The sequence below is a fragment of the Bordetella genomosp. 5 genome (assembly GCF_002261475.1).
In the GTDB taxonomy this organism is placed as follows: Bacteria; Pseudomonadota; Gammaproteobacteria; order Burkholderiales; family Burkholderiaceae_B; genus Bordetella.
On sequence record NZ_NEVN01000008.1, the window covers coordinates 402,357 to 426,947 of the forward strand.

The window sequence follows — 24,591 nt, forward strand, 5'->3', positions numbered from 1 at the left end:
ATGTCCGAGCAAACGCCCCTACTCTCCGTCCGCGGCCTGACCATCGCCCTGCCCAAGGGCGGCGACCGTCCCTATGCGGTCCAGGACGTCTCCTACGATATCAACCCCGGCGAGATCCTCTGCATCGTCGGCGAGTCCGGCTCGGGCAAGTCCATGAGCGCCAACGCGATCATGGGTCTGCTGCCCGATTACCTCACCCCGCAGGCCGGCCAGATCCTGTTCCAGGGCAAGGATCTGCTGCGCCAGGAAGAGTCCACCTTGCTCGCGATGCGCGGCAAGGACATGGCAATGATCTTCCAGGAGCCGCTGTCGGCCCTCAACCCGCTGATGACGGTGGGTGAGCAGATCGCCGAAGTCATGCGGGTGCACAACGCCTACCCGGGCGACGCGCGCACGCGCCGCGTGCTGGACCTGCTGGCCTTCGTGGGCCTGCCCGATCCCGCCACGCTCTATCACGTGTATCCCTTCCGCCTGTCGGGCGGCCAGCGCCAGCGCGTCATGATCGCGATGGCGCTCGCGCTGGAGCCCGCGCTCCTGATCGCCGACGAGCCGACCACCGCGCTGGACGTGACGACACAGGCGCAGATCCTGGCGCTGATCGCCCGGATCCAGAAAGAAAAAGGCATGGGCGTGATGTTCGTCACGCACGATTTCGGCGTGGTCGCGGAGATCGCCCATCGCGTGGCGGTCATGGAAAAAGGCATCCTGGTCGAGCAGGGCCCGGCCGAGCAGGTGCTCAATCGCCCCCAGCATCCCTACACCAAACGCCTGATCGCCGCCGTGCCGCACCGGCGCGCCGACGAATCGGGCGAGCCCTCGCGCGACGTGCCCGTGCTGCAGGTGCGCAACCTGAAAAAAACCTACGTCACCGGCAGCAGCTGGTTCGGCCAGAAGCGGGTGGTGAACGCCGTCGACGGCGTGAGCTTCGAGGTGCGGCGCGGCGAGACGCTCGGCATCGTGGGCGAATCCGGCTCCGGCAAATCCACCATCGGCAAGTGCCTGCTCAAGCTGATCGGCATCGACGGCGGCGAGCTCATCTTCAATGGCCGCGACGTCGCCGGCTTGTCCGAAGCGCAATTCCGCCCGGTGCGCAAAGACATCCAGATGATCTTTCAGGATCCGTTTGCCTCGCTCAATCCGCGTCATACGGTGGGCCGGATCATCAGCGACGGCCCGGTCGCCAACGGCACGCCGCGCGCGCAGGCCGAGGCACGCACGCGCGAGCTGCTGACCCTGGTGGGCCTGGACCCCTCCGCCTTCGACCGTTACCCGAACCAGTTCTCCGGAGGACAGCGTCAGCGCATCGGCATCGCCCGCGCGCTCGCGCTCGAACCCCAGGTGCTGGTCGCCGACGAATCCGTGTCGGCGCTGGATGTGTCGGTGCAGGCGCAGGTGCTGCAGCTGCTGCACGAGCTGCAGCAACGGCTGCGCATCGCGCTGATCTTCATCACCCACGATCTGCGCGTCGCGGCGCAGATCTGCAATTCGGTGCTGGTGATGCATCGGGGCAAGGTCGTGGAGCACGGCACGCCGTCGGAAATTTTCGACCGCCCGCAGAACCCGTACACGCAACAATTGATTGCCGCCGTACCGGGCCAGCACTGGGATCCGACCCAGGCGCAGACCTGAGCGCATCACGCGACGAGACGCCACCATGAACAACATCGACCTCACGCAGCGCAAGGACGCCGCCACGCCCCGGGGCGTCGGCGTCATGTGCAACTTCTACGCCGACCGCGCGGAAAACGCCGAGCTCTGGGACATCGAAGGCCGCCGCTACATCGATTTCGCCAGCGGCATCGCGGTGCTCAATACGGGTCACCGGCACCCCCGCCTGATCGAGGCCATCGAAGCGCAGATTCGGCGTTTCACGCATACGGCCTACCAGATCGTGCCCTACGCCAGCTACATCGAGCTGGCCGAAGAGATCAACCGTCTGGTGCCCGGCGCGTTCGCCAAGAAAACCGCGCTCTTCACCACCGGCGCCGAGGCGGTCGAGAACGCCGTCAAGATCGCGCGCGCCGCCACCGGGCGGCCGGCGGTGATCGCCTTCTCGTCGGCCTTCCATGGCCGCACGCTGCTGGGCATGGCACTGACCGGCAAGGTCGTGCCGTACAAGGTGGGCTTCGGGCCCTTCCCGGCCGACATCTATCACGCGCCCTACCCCAACGCGCTGCACGGCGTCAGCACCGACGACGCGCTGGCCGGGCTGAAGTCGCTGTTCAAGACCGACGTGGATCCGCGCAGCGTCGCGGCCGTCATCATCGAACCGGTGCAAGGCGAAGGCGGCTTCAACATCTGCCCGCCCGATTTCATGCTGGCGCTGCGCGCCCTGTGCGACGACCACGGCATTCTGCTGATCGCCGACGAAGTCCAGACCGGCTTCGGCCGCACCGGCAAGCTGTTCGCCATGGAGCACTACGGCGTGGCGCCCGACCTCACCGCGATGGCCAAGAGCCTGGCGGGCGGGATGCCGCTGTCGGCCGTCTGCGGCCGCGCGGAGATCATGGATGCGCCGCCCCCCGGCGGGCTGGGCGGCACCTACGCCGGCAACCCGCTCGCGGTGGTGTCGGCGCTGGAAGTGATCAAGGTGATCGAGCAGGAAGACCTGCTGGCGCGGGGCACCCAGCTCGGCGATCGCCTGCGCCACTATCTCGACGAGCTGCGGCACGAGGTGCCCGAGATCGCCGAGGTGCGCGCGCTCGGCGCCATGGTGGCGGTGGAGTTCCGCCAGCCCGGCTCCGATGCGCCGAGCCCCGAATTCACCCGGCGCGTGCAGGCGCGCGCGCTCGAGAAAGGCCTGCTGCTGCTCACCTGCGGCACCGACGGCAACGTGATCCGGTTCCTGTTCCCGCTCACCATCACCGAAGCATTGATGGACGAGGCGCTGGACATCCTGGGTCAGGCGTTGCGCGGCTGAACATACACATCCAAGGAGACATCGATGAACCGTCCCAGTGCGATCCCGACCGTGCAGATCGACAACGACCAGGTCAAGGTCACCGAGTGGCGCTTTCCGCCCGGCGGCGAGACCGGCTGGCACCGCCATGGCATGCACTACGTGGTGGTGCCGATCAGCACCGGCGACCTGCTGCTCGAAACGCCCGACGGCGAAGTGCGCAGCCCGCTCAAGACGGGCGTGTCGTATACCCGCCCGGTCGGCGTGGAACACAACGTCATCAATCCCAACGACACCGAATTCGTCTTCGTCGAGATCGAACTCAAGCACGCATAAGCCATCGCGAGGACCACCATGAAGGCGTTTTTTTCAGAAGAACAGCTGCTGCATGAACCGCAGCAGTTCATGCGTCTGGGCCGCCTGTGCGCGCCCACCGATCTGCCCGCCCGCGCCGAGACCCTGCGCGCCATGTTGCAGAGCCGCGGCATCAGCGTCGAGAATCCGCCCGACTTCGGCCGCGCCCCGCTCGAGGGCGTGCACAGCAACGAGTATCTCGACTACCTCGAGCATGCCTACACCCGCTGGCAGGCGCTGCGCGGCAGTGGCCTGGAGCCCGGCATGGAAGTGCTGCCCAACCTCTCGCCCTATTACAACGGCCGGGTCGAACACGCGGCGCGCGGTCCCTGCCCCTCGACCTCGATCGTGGCCGAGACGGGCTATTACCTGAGCGACCTGTCCTGCCCGATTGGCCCGCACACCTGGCGCTCGGCGCTGCGCTCCACCCACAATGCCGTCGCGGCGGCCGACTGGGTGCTGCAGAACGACGGGCTGGCCTATGCGCTCTGCCGCCCCTCCGGTCACCATGCGCATCGCGACCGCGCCGGCGGCTTCTGCTATCTCAACAGCAGCGCCACCGCCGCGCATCGTCTGTCGCAGACCTGGGACCGCGTCGCCGTGCTCGATGTCGACGCGCACCATGGCGATGGCACGCAGAACATCTTTTATCAGCGCTCGGACGTGATGACGCTGTCCCTGCACGCCGATCCGACCGCCTACTACCCCTTCTACACGGGCTATGCGCACGAGCGGGGCTACGGCAGCGGTCACGGCTACAACCTCAACTTTCCGCTGGCCCACGGCGCCGACAATGCCGTGTTCCTGGAGGCGCTCGACAACGCGCTGATCGCGCTGCGCGACTACCGGCCGCAGGCATTGGTGCTCGCGCTCGGCTTCGACACCTACAAGGACGACCCGATCAGCGTGCTGCGCCTGGACCTCGATGCCTATCGCCATATCGGCGAGCGCATCAACAGCCTGGGCCTGCCGACCGTGGTGGTGCAGGAAGGCGGCTACCAGGTCGACAGCATCGGCCGGGCGCTCGACGCCTTCATGCAGGGCATGGCGGCGGTGCCGGCCTGACGCCATGGACACCCCGCTGATGGCGCGGTCCGGGCGACCGGACCGCGCGCCACCGTCGCAGGAGCTTGCGGCATGAGCGCTTCCTCTCCGGCCGCGCCGTCACGCGGCGCCGGCATTGCGTATTTCATGGCGGCGCTGGTGTCGTTCGCCACCTTCGATGCTGCGTGCAAGCATCTGCTGCAGTTCTACCCCGCGCCGTTCCTGAACATCATGCGCTACAGCACGGTGGCGGTGCTCGCCGCCTACCTGCTGGTGCGCCATGGCGTGCCGCGCTGGTCCACCCAGACGCATCGCGGACTGCTGCTGGTGCGCGGACTGGCGCTCGGCACCGTCGGCACCTGCTTCATGACGGCGCTGATCTGGATGCCGCTCTCCGAGGCCACCGCCATCTATTTCACGTCGCCGCTCATCATGGTGGCCCTGTCGCCCTGGCTGCTGGGCGAACGCGTGGGACGCGCCCAATGGGCGGCCGTGATCGCGGGCTTTGCCGGGATGCTGCTGATCGTGCGCCCCGGCGCCAATCTGCCCGCGCTGGGCACGGCACTCATGGCCATCTCCGCCGTGAGTTATGCCGTGTTCCAGGTACTGACGCGCAAACTGGCGGGCAAGGTGCCAGGCCCGGTTCAGTACGCCTACACTGCCTTCGTCTGCCTGGTCATGACCGCGCTGCCCGCCCCCTTCTTTTTGCCCGACCCGTTTCCGGGGCTGCGGGATGCGCTGTTCATCCTGGGGCTGGGCATCTGCAACGGCGCGGCCCAGATCTTTTTGATATCCGCCTTCCAGCGCGTCGAAGCCTCCACGCTCGCCCCGCTCAACTACTGCCATCTGCTGATGGCGGTCGCGTTCTCGACCTTCTGGTTCGACCGGCCGCCCGACGCGTTGGCCATGTCCGGCATGGCCCTGATCGTGGCCGCCGGCATCTTTCTCGTCACGCGCCGCCCTCGCGCGGCCTGAACGTCTTTCGGAGCCTCCTCATGTCTCAACTTCCTCCGCTCTCAGAATGGGAAGCCCGCGCTGCCCAGATCCAATTCCGTAACCAGGCCTTCATCGACGGCGCATGGGTCAGCGGCGGTGGCGAGCCCATCGCCGCCATCAACCCCGCCACGGGCCGCGTGCTGACGGAAGTGGCCGCCTGCACCGAGGCCGACATCGACCGCGCGGTCGCGGCCGCCCGCCGCGCTTTCGAAAGCGGCGCCTGGAGCGGCCTGCCCCGGCGCGAACGCAAGGCGCGGCTGCTCAAGCTCGCGGCGCTGATCCGCGAGCATGCCGAAGAGCTGGCGCTCATCGAAACGCTGGACATGGGCAAGCCCATCGGCGACACGATGGCCTACGACATCCCCGAGACCGCCACCACGTATCAGTGGTATGCGGAAACCCTCGACAAGCAATACGACGAGATCGCGCCGACCGATGCCGACTCGCTCGCCACCATCACCCGCGAGCCGCTGGGCGTCGTGGCCGCGGTGGTGCCGTGGAACTATCCGCTGCTGATGGCGAGCTGGAAGGTCGCGCCCGCGCTGGCCGCCGGCAACAGCGTGGTGCTCAAACCCGCCGAGCAATCGATGCTGACGGCGCTCAAGCTGGCCGAGCTGGCCTTCGAGGCGGGCATACCCGCCGGGGTGCTCAACGTCGTGCCGGGCACCGGTCCCGTCGCCGGCCGCGCGCTCGGCCTGCACATGGACGTGGACTGCCTGGCGTTCACGGGCTCGACCGCGACCGGCAAACGCTTCATGGAATATTCCGGCCAGTCCAACCTGAAACAGATCTGGCTGGAGTGCGGCGGCAAGTCGCCGCATATCATTTTCGACGACTGCCCCGACCTCGATCGCGCGGCGCTGGCCGCCGCCGTCGGCATCTTCAACAATCAGGGCGAGGTCTGCATCGCCGGATCGCGGCTGTATGTGCACAGCAAGGTCTACGACGCCTTCCTCGCCAAGATCGAGGAATGGGCCGGCAAGATGCAGCCGGGCAACCCGCTGGATCCCTCGTCGATGATGGGCGCCATCGTCGACGAACGTCAGCTCGACCGCGTCATGCATTACATCGGCACCGGCAAGCAGGAAGGCGCGCGGCTGCGCACCGGCGGCGAGCGGGTGCGGCACGAGAGTGGCGGCTACTTCGTGGCTCCCACGATTTTCGAGGTCGACGGCGCGGACCACACCATCGTGCGCGAAGAGATCTTCGGCCCCGTGCTCGCGGTGACGCGTTTCGAGACCGAGGACGAAGTGGTGGCGCTCGCCAACCAGTCGATCTACGGTCTCGGCTCGGGGCTCTGGACCGCCGACCTCTCGCGCGCGCACCGGGTGTCGCGCCGCCTGCGGGCCGGGCTGGTGTGGGTGAACTGCTATTTCGACGGCGACGTCACGGTGCCCTTCGGCGGCGTGAAGCAATCCGGCTTCGGCCGCGACAAGTCGCTGCACGCGCTGGAGAAATACAGCGCGCTCAAGACGACCTGGTTCAAGCTGTAAGGCGGGGACGGCGGCCTCCGGGACGCCGGCGGGCGTAGCGGGGGGCCGGGCAGCGGCTGCCGGCGCGCCCCCGACGGCCCCCGCGCGGGGACCGAAGAGGCGGCCGAGCTCGGCTCAATAGCCCCGATCGCGCGAGACCATTCCGCTGACGGGCTCGCCGCGCTGGAACGCGCGGATCTTGCTCGCCACCTGGGCGATGGTCTCGCGGCGCAGGCTCAGCGCGGCCACGTGCGGCGTGATCGTGACGCGCTTGTCGTTCCAGAACGGATGGCCCGCGGGCAGAGGCTCTTCGCGGAACACATCGAGCGTGGCGCCCGACACATGGCCCTGGTCGAGCAGCGTGATCAGGTCTTCTTCGACCAGATGCGCGCCGCGGCCCATATTGATGATGTACGCGCCCGACTGCAGCTGCAGCATCGTTTCGAAGCTGATCAGATCGCGCGTATCGGGCGTGAGCGGCAGCGTGTTGATGAGCACGCGGGTGCGCGCCAGGAACGGCGACAGGCCGGCGGAACCGCCAAAAGCCTCGATGCCGTCGGGGGTCTTGCCGCTGCGCGACCAGCCCGCCACCGGATAATCTAGCGCGGCGAGCGCGGTGGCGACACGCGCACCCATCACGCCCATGCCGAGCACGCCCACGGGCCACGCCGCGCGGTCGATCTCGGGCAACGGCTGCCACACGCCCTCGCGCTGCTGCGCTTCGTATTGATCAAACTGACGGCTCGCGCGCACCAGCGCGTGCGCCGCGTATTCGGCCATCTGCACGGCCATGCCGGCGTCTTCGAGGCGCACGATGGGCAGATCGGCGGGCAGGCTGGGCAGGCGGAACAGCGCGTCGACGCCGGCGCCGAGATTGAACGCCACACGCAGCTTGCGCTCTCGTGCGAACAGCGCATCGGGCGCGTTCCAGACGACCGCGATATCGGCATCCTGCACGGGCTGATCGGCATGCCACATCACGACTTCCGTGCCCGGCAAGGCGGCGGCAAGCGGATCGAGCCACTCGGCCGGTTCGATTTCATGACTCGAAGAAAAGATAACTTTCACGTTTGGGACCCGTACTTCGTGCTGACTGAAAAAAAACCGCGAAATGCGTCACGACTGGCGGACACGCGCGTGTGAGGCGCTGCGGATTGGCGGATAATGCATCCCGATGATATCCCAGCCACGCAGCACGCTGGCACTGATTTGCGACGATGGCGCACCGCGCGTGGCCATCGTCGCCACACCTCCCGGAACCGACGTTCATGTCCACTCTCAGTCCCACTCAGCAGCAAGACGTAGACTTCCAGCTTCACCCCTACACCAACGCCGTCAAGCACGGTGAGGTCGGACCGCGCATCATGACGCGCGGCGAAGGCATCTACGTCTACGACGATCAAGGCAACCGCTACCTCGAAGGCATGGCGGGGCTGTGGAGCGTGGCGGTGGGCTTCGGCGAACCGCGGCTGGTCGACGCGGCCACGCGCCAGCTGCAGGAGCTGCCCTACTATCACACGTTCACGCACAAGTCGCATCCGAGCGTGATCGAGCTTTCCGAGCGCCTGATCGGCTATACCGAAGGCCGCATGGCCAAGGTGTTCTTCACCAACTCGGGCTCCGAGGCCAACGACACCGTCGTCAAGCTGGTCTGGTACTACCACAACGCCCTGGGCCAGCGCGCCAAGAAAAAAATCATCGCGCGCCAGCGCGGCTATCACGGCGTGACCGTGGCTTCGGCCAGCATGACCGGCCTGGCCGGCAACCACAAAGACTTCGACCTGCCGCTGCCGCAGATGCTGCACACGGCCTGCCCGCACCACTACCGCTACGCGCTGCCCAACGAAACCGAAGAAGACTTCGCCACGCGCCTGGCCGACGAGCTCGAAGCGCTGATCCTGCGCGAGGGCGCCGACACCGTGGGCGCGTTCATCGGCGAACCGGTCATGGGCGCCGGCGGCGTGATCGTTCCGCCCCGCACCTACTGGGACAAGATCCAGGCCGTCTGCCGCAAATACGATGTGTTGATCGTGGCCGACGAAGTCATCACCGGCTTCGGCCGTCTGGGCAAGCGCTTCGGTTCCGACGTGTTCGGCATCGAGCCCGACGTCATGGTGCTGTCCAAGCAGATCACCTCGTCGTACCAGCCGCTGGGCGCCGTGCTGCTCAATTCCAAGGTGGCCGACACGGTGGCCGCTCACAGCGGCAAGCTCGGCACCTTCGGCCACGGCTATACCGCCAGCGGCCATCCGGTGGCCACCGCGGTCGCGCTCGAAAACCTCCGCATCATCGACGAACGCGGTCTCATCGCGCATGCCGCCGACATGGGCGAGCTGCTGCACCAGGAGCTCAACGCGCTGTCCGGTCACCCGCTGGTGGGCGAAGTGCGGGGCGTCGGCCTCATCGCCGGTGTCGAGCTCGTGGCCGACAAGGCAACGCGCGCGCCGTTCGATCCGCTCGGCAGCGCCGGTGCCTACGCCTACGAACGCGCGCACGATCACGGTCTGATCGTGCGCGGCATCCAGGACACCGTTGCGTTCTGCCCGCCGCTCATCATCAGCGCCAGCCAGGTGCGCGACATGGTCGCCCGCTTCGCGCGCGTGCTCGACGACACGGCGGCCAAGCTCGGCCGCTAAGCCAGGCCTGGCCACCCGTCACGGCATCCGGTCCGCTACACGCGAGGCCGGATGCCGCGGCGCCGCCCTCGCCTACCAGTAGTAAGGCCGTCCATAGCCGCGCGGGTACCGGTAATACGGCTGCACGTAATAGGGCTGCACATAGTAGGGCTGAGAGTAATAAGGCCGCACCACCGCGGCCGGCCGGGCCGGTACCACCACGCATCCGCCCAACAGCGCCAGCACGGCAGTGCCGCCCAGCGCGCGCATCAGCATCTTCATGACCTGCTCCATCGCGGCATAAACCAAGGCCGCCACAGATAAAGACCGCCGCGCGAAGGCGGCGGTTCCGGTCATGAAACGCAGCGAAACAGGCCGCGCATAAACGACGTAGAACGGCCCCGGCGGCGCGCCAGGGCCGACGCAATCGGCTATCGCCGACGCGATCCCAGTAGCGAACCCAGCACGCCACGCACGAGTTCACGCGCCACCTGCCGCGCGGTGCTCTTGGCCACCGACTGCACCACCCCGTCGCGCTTGCCGCCGCGCGGGCCGGTCGAGCCGAACAGAATATCGTTCAGTCCCTTGAGCAGGCCGCCCTCCTCTTCGGCGGGCGCCGTCCCCGCTTTTCCAGCCGGGGCGGGCGGCTGCGGCTTTCCGGCGCTCTCCGCGGGGCGCGCGGCGCGCTGCACCAGCACCTCGTAGGCGGACTCGCGGTCGACGCTCTGCTCGTACTTTGCCGCGAGCGGCATCCCCTGGCGCACGGCCTGCCGCTCGGCTGCGCTGGCGGGGCCGATGCGGCTGCCCGGCGGCAGAATCCAGGCGCGCTCGGTGGGGCTGGGACGGCCCTTCGCGTCGAGCAGCGACACCAGGGCCTCGCCCACCCCCAGCTCCGTGATGGCGGCCTCGATATCCAGGCCAGGATTCGGGCGCATGGTCTGCGCCGCCGTCTTTACCGCCTTCTGGTCACGCGGCGTGAACGCCCGCAGCGCGTGCTGGATGCGGTTGCCCAGTTGCCCGAGCACCGTATCGGGGATGTCCAGCGGATTCTGGGTGACGAAATACACGCCCACGCCTTTGGAGCGCACCAGCCGCACCACCTGCTCGATCTTGCCGAGCAGCGCCGCCGGCGCGTCGGCGAACAGCAGATGCGCCTCGTCGAAGAAGAACACCAGGCGCGGCTGCTCGGGATCGCCGATCTCAGGCAGCTTCTCGTAGAGATCCGCCAGCAGCCACAGCAGAAACACGCCGTAGAGGCGCGGCGCCTGCATGAGCTTGTCGGCAGCCAGGATGTTGACCACGCCGCGGCCCTGCGCGTCGGTGCGCATCAGATCCGCCACATCGAGCATGGGCTCACCGAAAAAACGGTCGGCCCCCTGCGACTCGAGCTGCAGCAGGCTGCGCTGGATCGCGCCGACGGATGCGGACGACACGTTGCCGTAGCGCAGCTTGAGCTCCGCGGCGCGGTCGGCCACGTGCTGCAGCATCGCCCGCAGGTCTTTGAGGTCGAGGATGAGCTGGCCTTCGTCGTCGGCCACCTTGAACACCAGGCTGAGCACGCCCTCCTGGGTGTCGTTGAGCTCGAGCATGCGCGCCAGCAACAACGGCCCCATGTCGGAGACGGTGGCACGTACCGGCGTACCCTGCTCGCCGAACACGTCCCACAGGGCGACCGGGCTGGCGCCCCAGACGGGCTCCGGCAGATCGAGATTGCGCAGGCGCTCCTGGAGCTTGGGCGAGGCCACACCGGCCTGCGAGATGCCGGTCAGGTCGCCCTTGACGTCGGCCATGAAGACCGGCGTGCCGATGCGCGAGAACGATTCCGCCAGCAATTGCAGGGTGACGGTCTTGCCGGTGCCGGTGGCGCCGGTGATGCAGCCGTGGCGATTGGCCAGGCCCGGCAAAAGGGACAGTTCGGTGCCGGCGTGGCGGGCAATGACGATCGGATCGGGCATGGCAACTCTCCGGCGGTGTCTGGCGTGGCGTCAAGTGTAGAGCGTCCGGCCCGGCTTGCGGGCGTGGCGCTCGCGACACATTACGGTCACGGTCCGGCGAGGGTGCGCCGGGCACGCTAAAATGCCTTTTTGCAGCCACTTTTCGAGAAGCCATGGCCGGACACAGTAAATGGGCCAATATCCAGCACCGCAAGGGCCGCCAAGACGCCAAGCGGGGCAAGCTCTGGACCAAGATCATCCGCGAGATCACCGTCGCCGCGCGCGCCGGCGGTGCCGACCCCGATAGCAATCCCCGGCTGCGTCTGGCCTGGGACAAGGCGACCGACGCCAACATGCCCAAGGACAACGTCCAGCGCGCGATTCAGCGCGGCGCGGGCGGCGCCGACGGCGACAACTACGAAGAAGTGCGCTACGAGGGCTACGGCGTCGGCGGCGCGGCGGTGATCGTCGACTGCATGACCGACAACCGCACCCGCACGGTGGCCGAAGTGCGCCACGCCTTCTCGAAGAACGGCGGCAACCTCGGCCAGGAAGGCTCGGTGGCCTTCATGTTCAAGCATTGCGGCCAGTTCCTGTTCGCCCCGGGCAGCTCCGAAGACCAGGTCATGGAAGTCGCGCTCGAGGCTGGCGCCGAAGACGTCGCCACCGACGAAGAAGGCGGCATCGAAGTGATCTGCGCGCCGGCCGATTTCGCCACCGTGCGCAAGGCCTTCGAAACCGCCGGTCTCAAGGCCGAGGTCGATGGCATCGTCATGAAGGCGCTCAACGAAACCGAGCTGACCGGCGACGACGCCATCAAGATGCAGAAACTCCTCGACGCCCTCGAGGGTCTGGACGACGTGCAAGAGGTTTACACCAACGTCGTCTTCGACGAAGCACAGTAAGCAATGACCGTGACGCGGCTTCTGGCGGGCCGCGTCGCATCGACATGCCGGCGCCCGTTCGCGGGCACCGCGCCAGTTCCCCGGCCACCGGGCAACTCCTTCAGAATCACCGCAACATGAAACTCCTGGTTATTGGCTCGGGCGGCCGCGAACACGCCCTCGCATGGCGACTGGCCCGCTCCCCCCGCGTGCACAAAGTCTACGTGGCGCCCGGCAACGGCGGCACGCAGCACGGCGACCTGCTGGAGAACGTGCCTTACACCACCGCCGAGGATCTCGCCGCCTTCGTGCAGCGCGAAGGGGTATCGCTGACGGTGGTCGGACCCGAGGCGCCGCTGGCCGCCGGCGTGGTCGACGTCTTCCGTGCCCAGGGCCTGAAGATCTTCGGCCCCACCAAGGCGGCCGCGCAGCTCGAGAGCTCCAAGGATTACGCCAAGGCCTTCATGGAGCGTCACGGCATCCCCACCGCCCGCTACCAGACCTTCACCGATCCGGCGCAGGCGCATGCCTACGTCGACGCCGAAGGCGCCCCCATCGTGATCAAGGCCGATGGCCTGGCCGCCGGCAAGGGCGTGGTGGTCGCCATGACCCTCGAAGAAGCCCACGGCGCGATCGACGCGATGCTGGGCGACGGTTCGCTGGGCGATGCCGGCGCGCGCGTGGTCATCGAAGAATTCCTGACCGGCGAAGAAGCCAGTTTCATCGTGATGTGCGATGGCCGCAATGTGCTCGCGCTGGCCACCAGCCAGGACCACAAGCGCCTGCAGGATGGCGATCAGGGTCCCAACACCGGCGGCATGGGCGCGTATTCGCCCGCTCCCATCGTGACGCCCGAGCTGCACCACCGCATCATGCGCGAGATCATCCTGCCGACCGTGCAGGGCATGTCGCGCGATGGCATTCCGTACACCGGCTTTCTGTACGCCGGCCTCATGATCGCCGCCGGCGACGACCCCGACCGTCCCATCAAGACGCTCGAGTTCAATTGCCGCATGGGCGATCCCGAAACCCAGCCCATCATGATGCGCGTCAAGAGCGACCTGCTCGAGGCGCTCGAGCATGCCGTCGACGGCACGCTGGATCAGGCCGACATCGTCTGGGACCGCCGCACCGCGCTGGGTGTCGTGCTGGCCGCGCACAACTACCCCAACCCGCCCCGCACCGGCGACGTCATCAAGGGTCTGCCCACCGACACCGAAGACGCCGTCGTGTTCCATGCCGCCACGCGCATCGAAGGCAACGAGGTCCAGACCACCGGCGGCCGCGTGCTGTGCGTCACCGCGCTGGGCGACTCCGTGCGCATCGCACGCGAACGCGCCTACGAGGTCGTCAATCAGGTGCACTTCGACGGCCGGCAGTACCGCAGCGACATCGGCTGGCGCGCGCTCAAGCCCTCGCAGCAGAAGTCCGGCAAGTCGGGCGCCTGAGCCGAGCGCCCATGAGCGAGCCCACCTCCGGCATTCCCACCCACGCCGTCCGCGACTACCTCACCGGCCTGCAGGGGCGCATCGTCGATGCGCTCGAGCAGGCGGGCGGGGAATCGTTCCGCACCGACGCCTGGGACCGCCCCGAGGGCGGTGGCGGGGTGTCGCGCCTGATCGAGGGCGGCGCCCTGCTGGAGCGCGGCGGCGTGCTGTTTTCGCACGTCAAAGGCACGCGCCTGCCGCCGTCGGCGAGCGCGCACCGCCCCGAGCTCGCGGGCCGGGGCTGGGAAGCGATGGGCGTGTCGATGGTGCTGCACCCGCGCAACCCGCACATTCCCACCACGCACATGAACGTGCGCATGTTCATGGCGGCGGCGCGGCCGGGCCACGACGAAGCCGACGTGTTCTGGTTCGGCGGCGGGCTCGACCTGACGCCCTACTACCCTCACGCCGACGACGCCCGCCACTTCCATGTGGCCTGCCGCGACGCCCTCGCCCCGCACGGCCCCGACTACTACCCGCGCTACAAGCGCTGGTGCGACGAATACTTCTTTCTCAAGCATCGCAACGAAACCCGCGGCGTGGGCGGCGTGTTCTTCGACGACCTCAACGAGCCCGGTTTCGAGGCCTCGTTCGCGCTGATGCGCTCGGTGGGCGACGCGTTCCTGCCGGCCTACATGCCCATCGTCGAGCGCCGTCGCGCACTGCCCTACGGCGAACGCGAACGCGATTTCCAGGCGTATCGCCGGGGCCGCTACGTCGAGTTCAATCTCGTCTTCGACCGGGGCACGCTGTTCGGCCTGCAATCCGGCGGGCGCACCGAATCCATCCTGCTCTCGATGCCGCCGGTGGCGCATTGGCGCTACGACTGGCAGCCCGAGCCGGGTTCGCCCGAAGCCGAACTGGCGCCCTTCCTGCAGCCGCGGGACTGGGCCTGAGCGCCATCATGAAACGTATCGGTTTGCTCGGCGGCAGTTTCGATCCCGTGCACGTGGCGCACCTGGCGCTGGCCGACGCGGCACGCGCCGCGCTTGGCCTCGACGAAGTCCAGCTCCTGCCCGCCGCCAACCCCTGGCAGCGCGCGCCGCTGGCCGCCAGCCCGGATCATCGCCTGGCCATGTTGTCGCTGGCGATCGAGGGACACGCCGGCCTGTCGATCAACCCGATCGAGATCGAACGCGGCGGCGCCACCTACACCGTCGACACGCTGCGCGCGCTTCCCGGTCAGGCGCGTTATTCGTGGCTGCTGGGCGCCGACCAGCTCGCCAATTTCTGCACCTGGCGCGACTGGCAGGAGATCGCCACCCTGGTGGAGCTTGCCGTGGCCGTGCGCCCCGGCACGCCCCTGAAGACCCCGCCCGAGCTGGCCGCCTGGCTCGCCCGCCAGGGCGGACGACTGCGCGAGCTGCCGTTCACCCCGCTCGATATTTCGGCCTCCGACATCCGCCGGCGGCTGGCGCGGGGGGAGTCCACCGAGGGGCTGCTGCCGCCGTCCGTGGCGCGGTACATCGCGCACCACGATCTGTACCAATGACACCCGGGGGCCGCCCCCGTTTTTATCACCCTTTTTTCATCCCCTTTTCACCCTCGCGGCGGGCCTGAGCCCGGCGCGAGGCGGGTTATAGTTGCATCCATGGATATTCAGAAACTACAACGCGCCGTCATCGATGCCCTCGAAGACGTCAAGGCGCAAGACATCAAGGTGTTCAACACGACGCACCTGACGAGTCTGTTCGACCGCGTGATCATCGTCAGCGGCACCTCCAATCGCCAGACCCGGGCACTCGCCTCGAGCGCTGCCGATTGCGGCCGTGCCCTGGGTCTGACCGGCGTGACGGTCGAAGGCGAAGACACCGGCGAATGGGTCGTGGTCGACCTGGGCTATATCGTCGTGCACGTGATGCAACCCGCGATCCGCCAGTATTACAACCTCGAAGAGATCTGGGGCGACAAGCCGGTGCGCGTCAAGCTGCTGCCCGAATCGTCCCGCCCGGCGCCGACCGACGCCGATCCGTACTGATCGGCTTCCGATGAAGCTGATCGTCGCGGCCGTCGGCACCCGCATGCCGGGCTGGGTCGAAACCGCCTGGGACGACTACGCCAAGCGCCTGCCGGCCGATTGCGCGCTCGAACTGCGCGAGATCAAGCCCGAACCCCGCACCAGCGGCAAAACGCCGGCCCAGATGATGGCCGCCGAAGCCCGCCGCATCGACGCGGCACTGCCTTCGGGCGTGCTGCGCATCGCGCTCGACGAGCGCGGACGCGACCTCACCACCGTTGCCCTCTCGCAGCAGCTCGAAAAGTGGCGCGCCGGCGGCAGCGATGTCGCGTTTCTGGTGGGCGGCCCCGACGGCCTGGATGCCGAGCTCAAGGCCTCCTGCGCGGGCATGATCCGGATTTCGTCGCTGACCCTGCCCCATCCCATGGTGCGCGTGCTGCTGGCGGAGCAGCTCTATCGCGCCTGGGCCATCATGACCAATCACCCTTATCACCGCGCATGACCGTGTCCGACGCCCGCGTATACCTCGCCTCGGCCAGCCCGCGCCGCCGCGAGCTCCTGACCCAGATCGGTGTCGCCCACGAGGTGCTGCGCGTCCCGTCGCCACCCGGCGAAGACGAACCGCAGCTGGCGGGCGAGAGCGCGGCCGATTATGTGCGGCGCACCGCGCGCGACAAGGCCGAGCGCGGCATGGCCTGGCTGGCCGCGTCCGATCTGCCCGCCCTCCCCCTGCTCGCCGCCGATACCACCGTGATTCTCGACGGCCTGGTGCTGGGCAAGCCGGCCGACCGCGCCGACGCGGCCCGGATTCTCGGCGCCCTGTCCGGCCGCGAACACGAGGTGCGCACCGCGGTCGTCCTGGCCCATGCCGGCACGCTCGCGGAAGCGTTGTCGGTCACGACGGTGCGTATGCGCGTGCTCGAGGCGGACGACATCGAGCGCTACTGCGACAGCGGAGAACCCTTCGGCAAGGCGGGCGCGTACGGCATCCAGGGCCTGGGCGGCGCCTTCATCGCCCACATCTCCGGCAGCTACACCGGCGTGATGGGACTGCCGGTATTCGAAACCGCCGGGCTGCTGCGCGAGGCCGGCATCGTCATTCCCTGACGCGCGCCGCTCGCAGCCGTCGCCCCAAGAAAAAACCCGTTGCGCGCGCAACGGGTTTTTTTATCCTCACCGCGGCTTGGCCGCGGAGGCGGTCAACCTGCCTGATGCGAAGGCTGATGCGAGACCGGCAGATGCGGCTGGGCCTCGGGCACGGCGGGCGCCACGTCCGGCAGCTGACCGTTGAGCGCGGCGTCGAGCTGGTCGTGGTCGAGCTCGCCTTCCCAGCGCGCCACCACGATCGAGGCCGTGGCATTGCCCACCAGATTGGTCAGCGCGCGGCACTCGGACATGAAGCGGTCCACGCCGAGGATCAGTGCCATGCCGGCCACCGGCACGGTGGGCACCACCGACAGCGTGGCGGCCAGCGTGATGAAGCCCGCGCCGGTGACGCCGGCGGCGCCCTTGGAGCTCAGCATCGCCACGAGCAGCAGCAGGATCTGGTCACCGAGGCTGAGCGGAATATCGCACGCCTGGGCGATGAACAGCGCCGCCATCGTCATGTAGATATTGGTGCCGTCCAGGTTGAACGAATAACCGGTCGGGACCACCAGGCCCACCACCGACTTGGAACACCCTGCGCGCTCCATCTTCTGCATCAGCGTGGGCAGAGCGGCTTCGGACGAGCTCGTGCCGAGCACCAGCAGCAGCTCTTCGCGGATGTAGCGCACGAGCTTGATGATCGAAAAGCCGTTGTAGCGCGCGACCAGCCCCAGCACCACGACCACGAACAGGACCGAGGTGGCGTAGAACGTGCCGACCAGCATGGCCAGGTTGATCACCGACTTGATGCCGTACTTGCCGATGGTGAAGGCCATGGCGCCGAACGCACCCACGGGCGCCGCGCGCATCAGAATGGCCACCAGCTTGAACACCGGCCGCGACAGCGCATTCAGGAAGTCCAGGATCGGCTTGGCGCGTTCGCCCACCAGCGCCATCGAGATGCCGAACAGCACGGCCACGAACAGCACCTGCAGGATGTCGCCGCTCACGAACGGGCTGAAGATCGTCGACGGGATGATGTTGAGCAGAAAGCCCGTGATGGTCGAATCGTGCGCCTTCGTCACGTAATCGGCCACCTGCTTCTGGTCCAGCGAGGCCGGATCGATGTGCAGACCCGCACCCGGCTGCACGATGTGGCTGACCAGCATGCCGATGATGAGCGCCAGCGTCGAGAAGACCAGGAAGTACAGCATGGACTTGCCCGCTACGCGGCCCACCTTCTTCAGGTCGCTCATGGCCGCGATGCCGGTCGCCACGGTGATGAAGATCACCGGCGCGATGATCATCTTGACCAGCTTGATGAAACCGTCGCCCAGCGGCTTCATGGCTTCGCCCAGGTCGGGCTTGAAGTAGCCGAGCAGCACGCCCACCACAATCGCGAACAGCACCTGCACGTACAGGATTTGATAGAACTTCTGCTTGCGCACCGGCGTGCCGGCGCCTTGATCCATGTCGATCATCGGGATGTCCCCACCAGAAACCCTCGGGCAGCCACGCGGCCACTCTCCAGGCGGTTATGTTTTGACGTTTATGAAGCCGCGTTGCCGCGGCACCGTCTTTTCTTATGCAAAGCCTGTGCCAGTTTCGACCGACCCGTAGGATTTCTAGCAAGCCATTGATTACACTCAACTTCTGCGCGATGTGGCGACGGGAACGGCTGCGCCAATGAGCGGAAACCCGCACGCGAACAAGCTATACTGTGCGAAATTCCGCACACCCGTGCGGTGTACGTGATCGGCCTGCTGGCCATCCCCATGCGCCCCGACTCAGATCCCCTCCCGCCTCAAGCCCCGGCCTCACCGCGCCGCTGGGGCCTGACCGCCACGCTGCTGCTGGCGGGCCTGGCGCTGACCCTCGTGGCCCTGTTCGCCGCGACGCGCTGGGCCGGCCAGCGCGCGCTCGATGAAGTGGCCGCCCGCACCGATGCGGCCATCCAGCTGAACCGCGTGGCGCTGCGCAGCAGCCTGGACAAATTCCGGGCGATGCCCCTGGTGCTGGCGCAGGACCCCGAGGTGCTGCTGGCCTTGCGCGAGCGCGACCAGGCCCAGATCGAGCGGCTCGACGACAAACTCGACGCGCTGGCGCGGGGCGTCGGCGCCTCGGCGATCTACCTGCTCGACACACAAGGGCGGGCCATCGCGGCCAGCAACTGGCGCGAGCCCGCCACCTTCGTCGGCGTCGATTACCAGTTCCGCCCTTACTTCCGCCTCGCGGTGGCGCAGGGCCAGGCCGAATATTTCGCGCTAGGGACGGTCAGCCACGAACCCGGCCTCTACCTCTCGCGCCGCATCGACGCGGCGCCGGGTCGATTGGCGGGCGTGATCGTGCTGAAGATGGAGTTCAACGCGCTCGAGGCCGATTGGCAGGTCTTCGGCGATCCGCTGTTCGTCACCGACGAACAGGGCGTGCTGCTCATCGGCAACGTGCCGCAATGGCAATTCCGCACGCTCCATTCCCTGCCTGAAGCCCGCGTCCAGGCGCTGCGCGAGAGCCTGCAGTTCGGCGAAGCGCCGCTTACGCCATTGCCGCTCGAGCCCCTGCCCTCGCGCTCGTCCGAGCCGCCCGTCACGGCGGACGCGCCGCGCAACGTGCTCGCCCGCCTGCGCGAATCCGTCGGCAACCTGCCGGCCGGCGCCACGGTGCTGCATTCGGCGCTGCCGGTGCAGGGCACGGCCGGCTGGACCCTGCACATCCTCGCGCCCACGCAGGCCGCCGTCGCACGGGCAACCACCAACGCGCAGCTCACGGTGCTGCTGCTGCTTGCCGGCGCCAGTGCGCTGGCGGTCTTTCTCGTCTACCGCCGCAATCAATTGCAGCGCCGCACACTCGAACAGGCCCGCATCAAACAGGAGCTCGAGACCCAGGTGCAGACCCGCACCCGCCAACTGCGCGCCACCAACACCGAGCTGTTGGCACAGATCGATGAGCGGCAACGCACCGAGTCGCGCCTGCACGCCATGCAGGACGAACTGGTGCAGGCCAACAAGCTGGCCCTGCTGGGTCAGGTGGCCGCAGGGGTGGCGCACGAGCTCAATCAGCCGCTCGCGGCCATTCGCGCCTACGCCGATAACGCCGCTGAATTCCTGCGGCGCGACGAGCCCGCCCCGGCCCGGGAGAATCTTCAAACCATCGCGCGGCTCACCGAGCGCATCGGCAACGTGACCGGCGAGCTGAGGACGTTCTCCCGGAAGGCGGCCGCCCACGTGGTGCCATTGCGGCTGGCCGATGCCATCGAGGGCGCGCTCATGCTGGTCGGCCCCCGGCTCAAGCGCCAGCAGGTGGCGCTGCATTACGACCCGCTGCCCGCCCACCTCGACGTGCTGGCCGACCGCATGCGGCTGGAGCAGGTCCTGGTCAATCTTTTGCAGAACGCGCTCGATGCCCTCGAGCATCAGCCCGCCGGCCCGGCCACACCGGCCATCTCGCTGACCCTGACCGAGCACACGGACACGGTGGCCCTGCGCCTGCGCGACAACGGCCCGGGCCTCGACCCCGGCGTGCTGGCCAAACTCTTCACCCCTTTTCAGACCACCAAGCCCGAGGGCCTGGGGCTGGGTCTCGTGATCTCCCGCGACATCCTCACCGAGTTCGGCGGCACGCTGCACGCCAGCAATCCCGCGGACGGCGGCGCCGAATTCACGCTCACGCTGCGGCGTGCCCCCGTGCCACCCGCGACACAGCCATGACGACTCCCGACACCCCGATTTCCGTCATCCTCGTCGACGACGACCCCGACCTGCTCCATGCCACGACGCAGACCTTGCGCCTGCAGGGCATGCAGGTGCATGCGCATGCCAAGGCCGCCGACGCACTCAGCGCCCTGACGCCCGATTTCGACGGCGTGATCGTCACCGACGTGCGCATGCCCGGTATCGACGGGCTGGAACTCTTCGCCCGGGTTCGTGCTCTGGACGCCGATATCCCGGTCATTCTCATCACCGGGCACGGCGACATTCCGATGGCCGTGCAGGCCATGCGCGACGGCGCCTACGATTTCCTGTCCAAGCCCTATCCCGGCGAACAGCTGGTGGCGGCCCTGCGCCGCGCCGCGGAGAAGCGCCAGCTCGTGCTGGCCAATCGCGCACTGCGGGCGGCGGCCGCGCGACGTGAACCCGACGATCTCCCGTTCATCGGCGTCACGCCCGCCATGCAACGCATCAAGGAAACGCTGCGCCATATCGCCGATGCCGATGTGGACGTGCTGATCGAAGGAGAAACGGGTACGGGCAAGGAGGTCGTCGCCACGATGCTGCACCGGCTGAGTCGCCGCGCGACGCATCCGCTGGTGGCGATCAATTGCGGCGCGCTGCCCGAAACCGTGATCGAAAGCGAGCTGTTCGGACACGAGGCAGGCGCTTTCACCGGCGCCCAACGGCGCCGCATCGGCCGCATCGAACATTCCAGCGGCGGCACGCTGTTTCTCGACGAAATCGAGAGCATGCCGCTGGGCGTGCAGGTCAAACTGCTGCGCGTCCTCGAAACGCGTCAGGTCACGCCCCTGGGCACGAACGAGGTGCGCCGCGCCGACCTGCGCGTCGTGGCCGCCACCAAGGTCGACCTGGGCGATCCCAAGCTGCGCGAGCGCTTCCGCGAAGACCTCTACTATCGGCTGAACGTCGTTACGATCCACCTGCCGCCGCTGCGCGAACGGCGCGAGGATATCCCGCTGCTGTTCGCCCACTATGTCGGCCAGGCCGCACAGCGTTTCCAGCGCGAGGTTCCCAAGATGAACGATCAGGTGCGGCGTCATCTGCGCGAGCACGACTGGCCCGGCAACATCCGCGAGCTGGCCCACTTCGCCGAACGCTTCGTGCTGGGCGTGCTCAACCCGCCGGCCACGCCCGCCGCGGCGCCCGCGCCGGGCCCCATTCTGACGCTGCCACAACGCATGGAGCAGTACGAAGCCGCGCAGATCCGCCAGGCGCTGGCCGCGCATGGCGGCGACGTACGTGCCACGCTCGACGAGCTCGGTCTGCCGCGCAAGACCTTCTACGACAAACTGCAGCGCCACGGCATCGACCGCCAGGAATACGTGGCCGGCGCCAACGAAAACTGAGCCGCGCAACGGCGGCGCGGCGGCGCCCGGCGCCGCACGGCGCTACCGCGCGCTGCGGCCGCGCCCGGCGGTCAGATCGATCACCAGCGCCAGGGCCATGGCCCCCGCGCCGATCAAATACAGCGCGCGATGGCTGCCGCCGCTGAGGTTGAACAAGGCGGAACAGCCATACCCGGCGGCCGCCTGAAAGGCCGCGAACACCGTCGTCGCGCGCGTCCAGACCAGGCCCTGGACGGCCGCGTTGTCCGGCACCGCATGCGCCACGCGCGCCAGCGCCAGCGGCACCACACCGGGCGGAAAGGTGCCGAGCACGAACGTCAGCACCGCGATGATCGCGTAGCTGTCGGTCAGCACCAGACCGGCAGTCACGGCCGCCTGCACGGCCAGCACCCCGCGCAGGGTCGGTCCTGATCCGTACCGGTCGGACAGCGCGCCGTAAAGCATCGGCCCCACGATCGCACCGGCGCCGTAGATGATCCAGAACAGCGCGCCGGTGTGGGCACCCGCGCCGAGACCCCGCGCCACGTAGTCCACCAGGAACGACATGACCGGCACGAAGCCCAGCGCCACCAATCCGTATTCCGCGTAGAACACCATCACCGGCCGCGCCGATTCGGAAGGCACGCTGGCCGAGCCCGTGCTGCTGGCTTGCGTGCGCGCCGGTGACGCCGGCCAGCACCGCCATCCGGTCACGGTAAGCAGCAGCGACAACACGCCGAGTCCCACCCAGGTAGCGGCGAGCCCCTGGTCGAGCAGCAATGGCACCAAGGTGCCCGAGGCCGCGATGCCGATCCCCGCGCCCAGAAAAATCGCGCCGCCGGCAAGCCCCCGGCGCCCCGCCGGCACATGCGGCAGCAGGGTGCCCGCCACCAGCACCATGATCACGCCACCGGCGATACCGGAGGCCAGCCGCCAGCCAAAGAACCAGCTCACGGACAGGGGTAACGCGCAGGCGAAGAAGGCGAGCGTGACCAACAACATCATCGTGCGCAGCACGGCCACGCTGTCATAGCGCCGCGCGAGCGGCCGGCCCGCCAGCGCACCCACCAGATAGCCGGCCAGATTGGCCGCGCCCAGATACACCGTATCCGCGGGCGAGAACCAATGCGCCTCCAGCAGTGCCGGCAGCAGCGGCGTGTAGACGAAACGGGCCAGCCCGATGCTGGCCAGGCTGGCGCCGGCGCCGGCATACATGTAGCGCCAGAGCAGACGCGTATCGACAGTGTCGGCAGGCGTGGCAGGCGCGATTGCGGATGGGGTAGACATAAAGCCTCGTGGAGATCGATATCGGCACGTCGCATCTTTGACATACCAGTCAAGTTTGACATACTAGTCAAGATTGACAGCAATGACAAGAATGGCGTACAAACTGGGCTGAGGCTTTCAGAAAATATTCAGTGAGACAGAGATGGCTGGCGTAAGGCAGTTCGATGAAGACGCGGTGCTCGACCGTGCGTTATCGGTGTTCTGGCAACAGGGCTATGCCGACGCCACGATGCAGGAGCTCGCGGCCGCCACCGGGGTGCAGCGGGGATCCCTATACAACGCCTATGGCGACAAAGAGACGCTCTTCCTGCGCGTGTTCGACCGCTATCGCGCCCGCTTCCTGGGCGAGGCGCGCCGCGCCCTCGAGCATCCCGATCTGCGCCAGGCGCTCACGGGCTTTTTCGAGTTCCTGATCGGTTCCATGACGCTGGGTACGCCCTCGCGCGGCTGTCTCAGCACCAAGACCGCGCTGGGCGGCGGCGACCACATCGACGCCCGCATCCGCGACACCCTGGCCAGCTTGATCGACGAACAAGAACGCGTGTTCCGGCAGCGTCTCGAGGCCGCGGGCCCAGCTCAGCTGGGCACCTTGCCGCCGGCGCAGGCGGCCCAGGTCCTGATCACATTCATGCGTGGCCTGGTCGTGATCGAGCGTATCTACCAGGATCCCGAACGCCTGCGCAGCGCCGTGCAAAGCATGATCGACGCCCTGCTGGCCCCGGCCGCGTCACCGCAAGCGCGTGCGGCTTAAATCCAGCCCGCCCTCTCGCGCTGTCGCGTCCTGAGCCCGGCGCGCACCTGGTTCAGCCCGCCGGGGACTTCACCATATCGATGTGTGGAATGCCGTCGTCGTCGTACACGCCGCCGACCGGGCGAAAGCCCAGCTCACCATAAAACTTCTGCAGGTGTGCTTGCGCGCCGATCCGGATGCCGGCGCCTGGATACGTCTTTTCGGTAAACGCGATCGCCTCGGCGACCAGCGCGCGCCCCACCTTGAGATGTCTGAACGCGGGCAAGGTCATCACGCGTCCGATCGACGGTTCGTCGTACTTCAAGCCAGGCTCGACCACGCGGGCATACGCCACCAGTGTGTCGCCGGTTCGCACCGCCAGATGCCAGGCCTTGAGATCGAGGCCGTCGGCCTCCTGATACACGCACTGCTGCTCGACGATGAACACGGATTCGCGTGCCCGGAGGATGTCGTACAGCGCGAGCGCGCTGAAATCTTCCAGACGATTCCAGGTAAACGTGAGATCCATCATGTTCGTCGAGTCTCCATTGCGTGCCGTGTTCGTCGGGCGGCGCATCGACGCGGCGCCTGGCTCATGCTGCTCGAGCCTCGCTCCGCACGTGTGCTCCGGGTCGCGCAGCGCATGACGTAAAGCGTCGCCCCAAAGACAAAACCCCACTGGCGTGAGCCAGTGGGGTTTTGAGCAATAAAAGCCTGACGATGACCTACTTTCACAAACGAATGTTCACTATCATCGGCGCGAAGGCGTTTCACGGTCCTGTTCGGGATG

23 protein-coding genes are annotated in these 24,591 nt (G+C 67.7%); 17 read left to right on the forward strand and 6 right to left on the reverse strand.

The window, feature by feature from the left end; genetic code table 11:
• The 6 genes from CEK29_RS16325 to CEK29_RS16350 all read left to right on the forward strand — a co-directional run bounded on the left by CEK29_RS16325 (position 1) and on the right by CEK29_RS16350 (position 6,786).
• A complete protein-coding gene (locus CEK29_RS16325) occupies positions 1 to 1,629 on the forward strand; it encodes an ABC transporter ATP-binding protein (protein WP_094858705.1) in 1,629 nt (542 codons plus the stop codon).
• Between the two features lie 25 nt (positions 1,630 to 1,654).
• Entirely contained in the window at positions 1,655 to 2,920 is a 1,266-nt protein-coding gene (gene gabT / locus CEK29_RS16330; RefSeq protein ID WP_094858706.1) for a 4-aminobutyrate--2-oxoglutarate transaminase, read from the forward strand.
• Positions 2,921 to 2,944: 24 nt separating this feature from the next.
• Positions 2,945 to 3,235, forward strand: coding sequence for a cupin domain-containing protein (locus CEK29_RS16335; RefSeq protein ID WP_094802154.1), 291 nt, complete (start codon positions 2,945 to 2,947; stop codon positions 3,233 to 3,235).
• 18 nt (positions 3,236 to 3,253) lie between these two features.
• Positions 3,254 to 4,318, forward strand: a complete 1,065-nt coding sequence (locus CEK29_RS16340; protein ID WP_094802156.1) for a histone deacetylase family protein — start codon at positions 3,254 to 3,256, stop codon at positions 4,316 to 4,318.
• Positions 4,319 to 4,390: 72 nt separating this feature from the next.
• Complete coding sequence (locus CEK29_RS16345) at positions 4,391 to 5,272, forward strand: DMT family transporter (protein WP_094802158.1); 882 nt, start codon at positions 4,391 to 4,393, stop codon at positions 5,270 to 5,272.
• Between the two features lie 20 nt (positions 5,273 to 5,292).
• Entirely contained in the window at positions 5,293 to 6,786 is a 1,494-nt protein-coding gene (locus CEK29_RS16350) for an aldehyde dehydrogenase (protein ID WP_094858707.1), read from the forward strand.
• Positions 6,787 to 6,900: 114 nt separating this feature from the next.
• On the opposite strand, the gene CEK29_RS16355 is transcribed toward CEK29_RS16350, so the two are convergent.
• Positions 6,901 to 7,743: a 2-hydroxyacid dehydrogenase gene (locus CEK29_RS16355; protein WP_094802234.1), complete on the reverse strand. Its 843-nt coding sequence runs from the start codon at positions 7,741 to 7,743 to the stop codon at positions 6,901 to 6,903.
• A 290-nt stretch (positions 7,744 to 8,033) separates the two neighbouring features.
• Between CEK29_RS16355 and CEK29_RS16360 the strand changes: the two genes are divergently transcribed.
• Entirely contained in the window at positions 8,034 to 9,401 is a 1,368-nt protein-coding gene (locus CEK29_RS16360; RefSeq protein WP_094858708.1) for an aspartate aminotransferase family protein, read from the forward strand.
• 72 nt (positions 9,402 to 9,473) lie between these two features.
• Here CEK29_RS16360 and CEK29_RS16365 read toward each other — a convergent pair whose 3' ends face one another.
• Together CEK29_RS16365 and CEK29_RS16370 are read right to left on the reverse strand one after the other, a co-directional pair.
• On the reverse strand, positions 9,474 to 9,662 hold the full coding sequence (locus CEK29_RS16365) for a hypothetical protein (RefSeq protein WP_094802163.1): 189 nt from the start codon (positions 9,660 to 9,662) through the stop codon (positions 9,474 to 9,476).
• 149 nt (positions 9,663 to 9,811) lie between these two features.
• A complete protein-coding gene (locus CEK29_RS16370) occupies positions 9,812 to 11,335 on the reverse strand; it encodes a helicase HerA-like C-terminal domain-containing protein (RefSeq protein WP_094858709.1) in 1,524 nt (507 codons plus the stop codon).
• Positions 11,336 to 11,487: 152 nt separating this feature from the next.
• Here CEK29_RS16370 and CEK29_RS16375 point away from each other — a divergent pair, with 152 nt between their 5' ends.
• The 7 genes from CEK29_RS16375 to CEK29_RS16405 all read left to right on the forward strand — a co-directional run bounded on the left by CEK29_RS16375 (position 11,488) and on the right by CEK29_RS16405 (position 16,749).
• Positions 11,488 to 12,219 (forward strand): YebC/PmpR family DNA-binding transcriptional regulator, encoded by a 732-nt coding sequence (locus CEK29_RS16375; RefSeq protein ID WP_094802167.1) that lies wholly within the window; start codon positions 11,488 to 11,490, stop codon positions 12,217 to 12,219.
• Positions 12,220 to 12,335: 116 nt separating this feature from the next.
• Positions 12,336 to 13,646: a phosphoribosylamine--glycine ligase gene (purD, locus tag CEK29_RS16380; protein WP_094802169.1), complete on the forward strand. Its 1,311-nt coding sequence runs from the start codon at positions 12,336 to 12,338 to the stop codon at positions 13,644 to 13,646.
• 11 nt (positions 13,647 to 13,657) lie between these two features.
• Entirely contained in the window at positions 13,658 to 14,581 is a 924-nt protein-coding gene (hemF, locus tag CEK29_RS16385; RefSeq protein ID WP_094802171.1) for an oxygen-dependent coproporphyrinogen oxidase, read from the forward strand.
• 8 nt (positions 14,582 to 14,589) lie between these two features.
• Positions 14,590 to 15,177, forward strand: a complete 588-nt coding sequence (gene nadD, locus CEK29_RS16390; RefSeq protein ID WP_094802173.1) for a nicotinate (nicotinamide) nucleotide adenylyltransferase — start codon at positions 14,590 to 14,592, stop codon at positions 15,175 to 15,177.
• Positions 15,178 to 15,276: 99 nt separating this feature from the next.
• On the forward strand, positions 15,277 to 15,663 hold the full coding sequence (gene rsfS, locus CEK29_RS16395; RefSeq protein ID WP_094802175.1) for a ribosome silencing factor: 387 nt from the start codon (positions 15,277 to 15,279) through the stop codon (positions 15,661 to 15,663).
• A 10-nt stretch (positions 15,664 to 15,673) separates the two neighbouring features.
• Entirely contained in the window at positions 15,674 to 16,144 is a 471-nt protein-coding gene (gene rlmH, locus CEK29_RS16400; RefSeq protein WP_094802177.1) for a 23S rRNA (pseudouridine(1915)-N(3))-methyltransferase RlmH, read from the forward strand.
• Positions 16,141 to 16,749 (forward strand): Maf family protein, encoded by a 609-nt coding sequence (locus CEK29_RS16405; protein WP_094858710.1) that lies wholly within the window; start codon positions 16,141 to 16,143, stop codon positions 16,747 to 16,749. The genes rlmH and CEK29_RS16405 overlap by 4 nt, the downstream gene beginning before the upstream one ends.
• Before the next feature lie 92 nt (positions 16,750 to 16,841).
• Here CEK29_RS16405 and CEK29_RS16410 read toward each other — a convergent pair whose 3' ends face one another.
• Positions 16,842 to 18,209 carry a dicarboxylate/amino acid:cation symporter gene (locus tag CEK29_RS16410; protein ID WP_094802181.1) on the reverse strand — a complete coding sequence of 456 codons (1,368 nt, stop codon included), beginning with the start codon at positions 18,207 to 18,209 and terminating at the stop codon, positions 16,842 to 16,844.
• A gap of 294 nt (positions 18,210 to 18,503) precedes the next feature.
• Between CEK29_RS16410 and CEK29_RS16415 the strand changes: the two genes are divergently transcribed.
• Complete coding sequence (locus CEK29_RS16415) at positions 18,504 to 20,435, forward strand: ATP-binding protein (protein WP_255176173.1); 1,932 nt, start codon at positions 18,504 to 18,506, stop codon at positions 20,433 to 20,435.
• Positions 20,432 to 21,805 (forward strand): sigma-54-dependent transcriptional regulator, encoded by a 1,374-nt coding sequence (locus CEK29_RS16420; RefSeq protein ID WP_094858711.1) that lies wholly within the window; start codon positions 20,432 to 20,434, stop codon positions 21,803 to 21,805. Before CEK29_RS16415 ends, CEK29_RS16420 begins: the two co-directional genes overlap by 4 nt.
• Before the next feature lie 42 nt (positions 21,806 to 21,847).
• Here CEK29_RS16420 and CEK29_RS16425 read toward each other — a convergent pair whose 3' ends face one another.
• Complete coding sequence (locus tag CEK29_RS16425; RefSeq protein ID WP_094858712.1) at positions 21,848 to 23,071, reverse strand: YbfB/YjiJ family MFS transporter; 1,224 nt, start codon at positions 23,069 to 23,071, stop codon at positions 21,848 to 21,850.
• A gap of 142 nt (positions 23,072 to 23,213) precedes the next feature.
• Between CEK29_RS16425 and CEK29_RS16430 the strand changes: the two genes are divergently transcribed.
• Positions 23,214 to 23,822 carry a TetR/AcrR family transcriptional regulator gene (locus CEK29_RS16430; RefSeq protein WP_094858713.1) on the forward strand — a complete coding sequence of 203 codons (609 nt, stop codon included), beginning with the start codon at positions 23,214 to 23,216 and terminating at the stop codon, positions 23,820 to 23,822.
• Between the two features lie 52 nt (positions 23,823 to 23,874).
• Here CEK29_RS16430 and CEK29_RS16435 read toward each other — a convergent pair whose 3' ends face one another.
• Positions 23,875 to 24,333 (reverse strand): GNAT family N-acetyltransferase, encoded by a 459-nt coding sequence (locus CEK29_RS16435; RefSeq protein WP_369597739.1) that lies wholly within the window; start codon positions 24,331 to 24,333, stop codon positions 23,875 to 23,877.
• Positions 24,334 to 24,591 lie beyond the last annotated feature (258 nt).

Excerpts from the sequence above, each read along its gene's own strand:
- nadD (WP_094802173.1), top strand. The coding sequence starts at position 14,590 with ATGAAACGTATCGGTTTGCTCGGCGGCAGTTTCGATCCCGTGCACGTG.
- CEK29_RS16355 (WP_094802234.1), bottom strand. The coding sequence starts at position 7,743 with ATGTGGCATGCCGATCAGCCCGTGCAGGATGCCGATATCGCGGTCGTC.
- CEK29_RS16340 (WP_094802156.1), top strand. The coding sequence starts at position 3,254 with ATGAAGGCGTTTTTTTCAGAAGAACAGCTGCTGCATGAACCGCAGCAG.
- hemF (WP_094802171.1), top strand. The coding sequence starts at position 13,658 with ATGAGCGAGCCCACCTCCGGCATTCCCACCCACGCCGTCCGCGACTAC.
- CEK29_RS16375 (WP_094802167.1), top strand. The coding sequence starts at position 11,488 with ATGGCCGGACACAGTAAATGGGCCAATATCCAGCACCGCAAGGGCCGC.
- rsfS (WP_094802175.1), top strand. The coding sequence starts at position 15,277 with ATGGATATTCAGAAACTACAACGCGCCGTCATCGATGCCCTCGAAGAC.
- CEK29_RS16435 (WP_369597739.1), bottom strand. The coding sequence starts at position 24,333 with ATGATGGATCTCACGTTTACCTGGAATCGTCTGGAAGATTTCAGCGCG.
- CEK29_RS16420 (WP_094858711.1), top strand. The coding sequence starts at position 20,432 with ATGACGACTCCCGACACCCCGATTTCCGTCATCCTCGTCGACGACGAC.
- CEK29_RS16370 (WP_094858709.1), bottom strand. The coding sequence starts at position 11,335 with ATGCCCGATCCGATCGTCATTGCCCGCCACGCCGGCACCGAACTGTCC.
- CEK29_RS16325 (WP_094858705.1), top strand. The coding sequence starts at position 1 with ATGTCCGAGCAAACGCCCCTACTCTCCGTCCGCGGCCTGACCATCGCC.
- CEK29_RS16425 (WP_094858712.1), bottom strand. The coding sequence starts at position 23,071 with ATGTCTACCCCATCCGCAATCGCGCCTGCCACGCCTGCCGACACTGTC.
- gabT (WP_094858706.1), top strand. The coding sequence starts at position 1,655 with ATGAACAACATCGACCTCACGCAGCGCAAGGACGCCGCCACGCCCCGG.
- CEK29_RS16430 (WP_094858713.1), top strand. The coding sequence starts at position 23,214 with ATGGCTGGCGTAAGGCAGTTCGATGAAGACGCGGTGCTCGACCGTGCG.
- CEK29_RS16335 (WP_094802154.1), top strand. The coding sequence starts at position 2,945 with ATGAACCGTCCCAGTGCGATCCCGACCGTGCAGATCGACAACGACCAG.
- CEK29_RS16405 (WP_094858710.1), top strand. The coding sequence starts at position 16,141 with ATGACCGTGTCCGACGCCCGCGTATACCTCGCCTCGGCCAGCCCGCGC.
- CEK29_RS16360 (WP_094858708.1), top strand. The coding sequence starts at position 8,034 with ATGTCCACTCTCAGTCCCACTCAGCAGCAAGACGTAGACTTCCAGCTT.
- purD (WP_094802169.1), top strand. The coding sequence starts at position 12,336 with ATGAAACTCCTGGTTATTGGCTCGGGCGGCCGCGAACACGCCCTCGCA.
- rlmH (WP_094802177.1), top strand. The coding sequence starts at position 15,674 with ATGAAGCTGATCGTCGCGGCCGTCGGCACCCGCATGCCGGGCTGGGTC.
- CEK29_RS16415 (WP_255176173.1), top strand. The coding sequence starts at position 18,504 with ATGCGCCCCGACTCAGATCCCCTCCCGCCTCAAGCCCCGGCCTCACCG.
- CEK29_RS16350 (WP_094858707.1), top strand. The coding sequence starts at position 5,293 with ATGTCTCAACTTCCTCCGCTCTCAGAATGGGAAGCCCGCGCTGCCCAG.
- CEK29_RS16365 (WP_094802163.1), bottom strand. The coding sequence starts at position 9,662 with ATGAAGATGCTGATGCGCGCGCTGGGCGGCACTGCCGTGCTGGCGCTG.
- CEK29_RS16345 (WP_094802158.1), top strand. The coding sequence starts at position 4,391 with ATGAGCGCTTCCTCTCCGGCCGCGCCGTCACGCGGCGCCGGCATTGCG.
- CEK29_RS16410 (WP_094802181.1), bottom strand. The coding sequence starts at position 18,209 with ATGATCGACATGGATCAAGGCGCCGGCACGCCGGTGCGCAAGCAGAAG.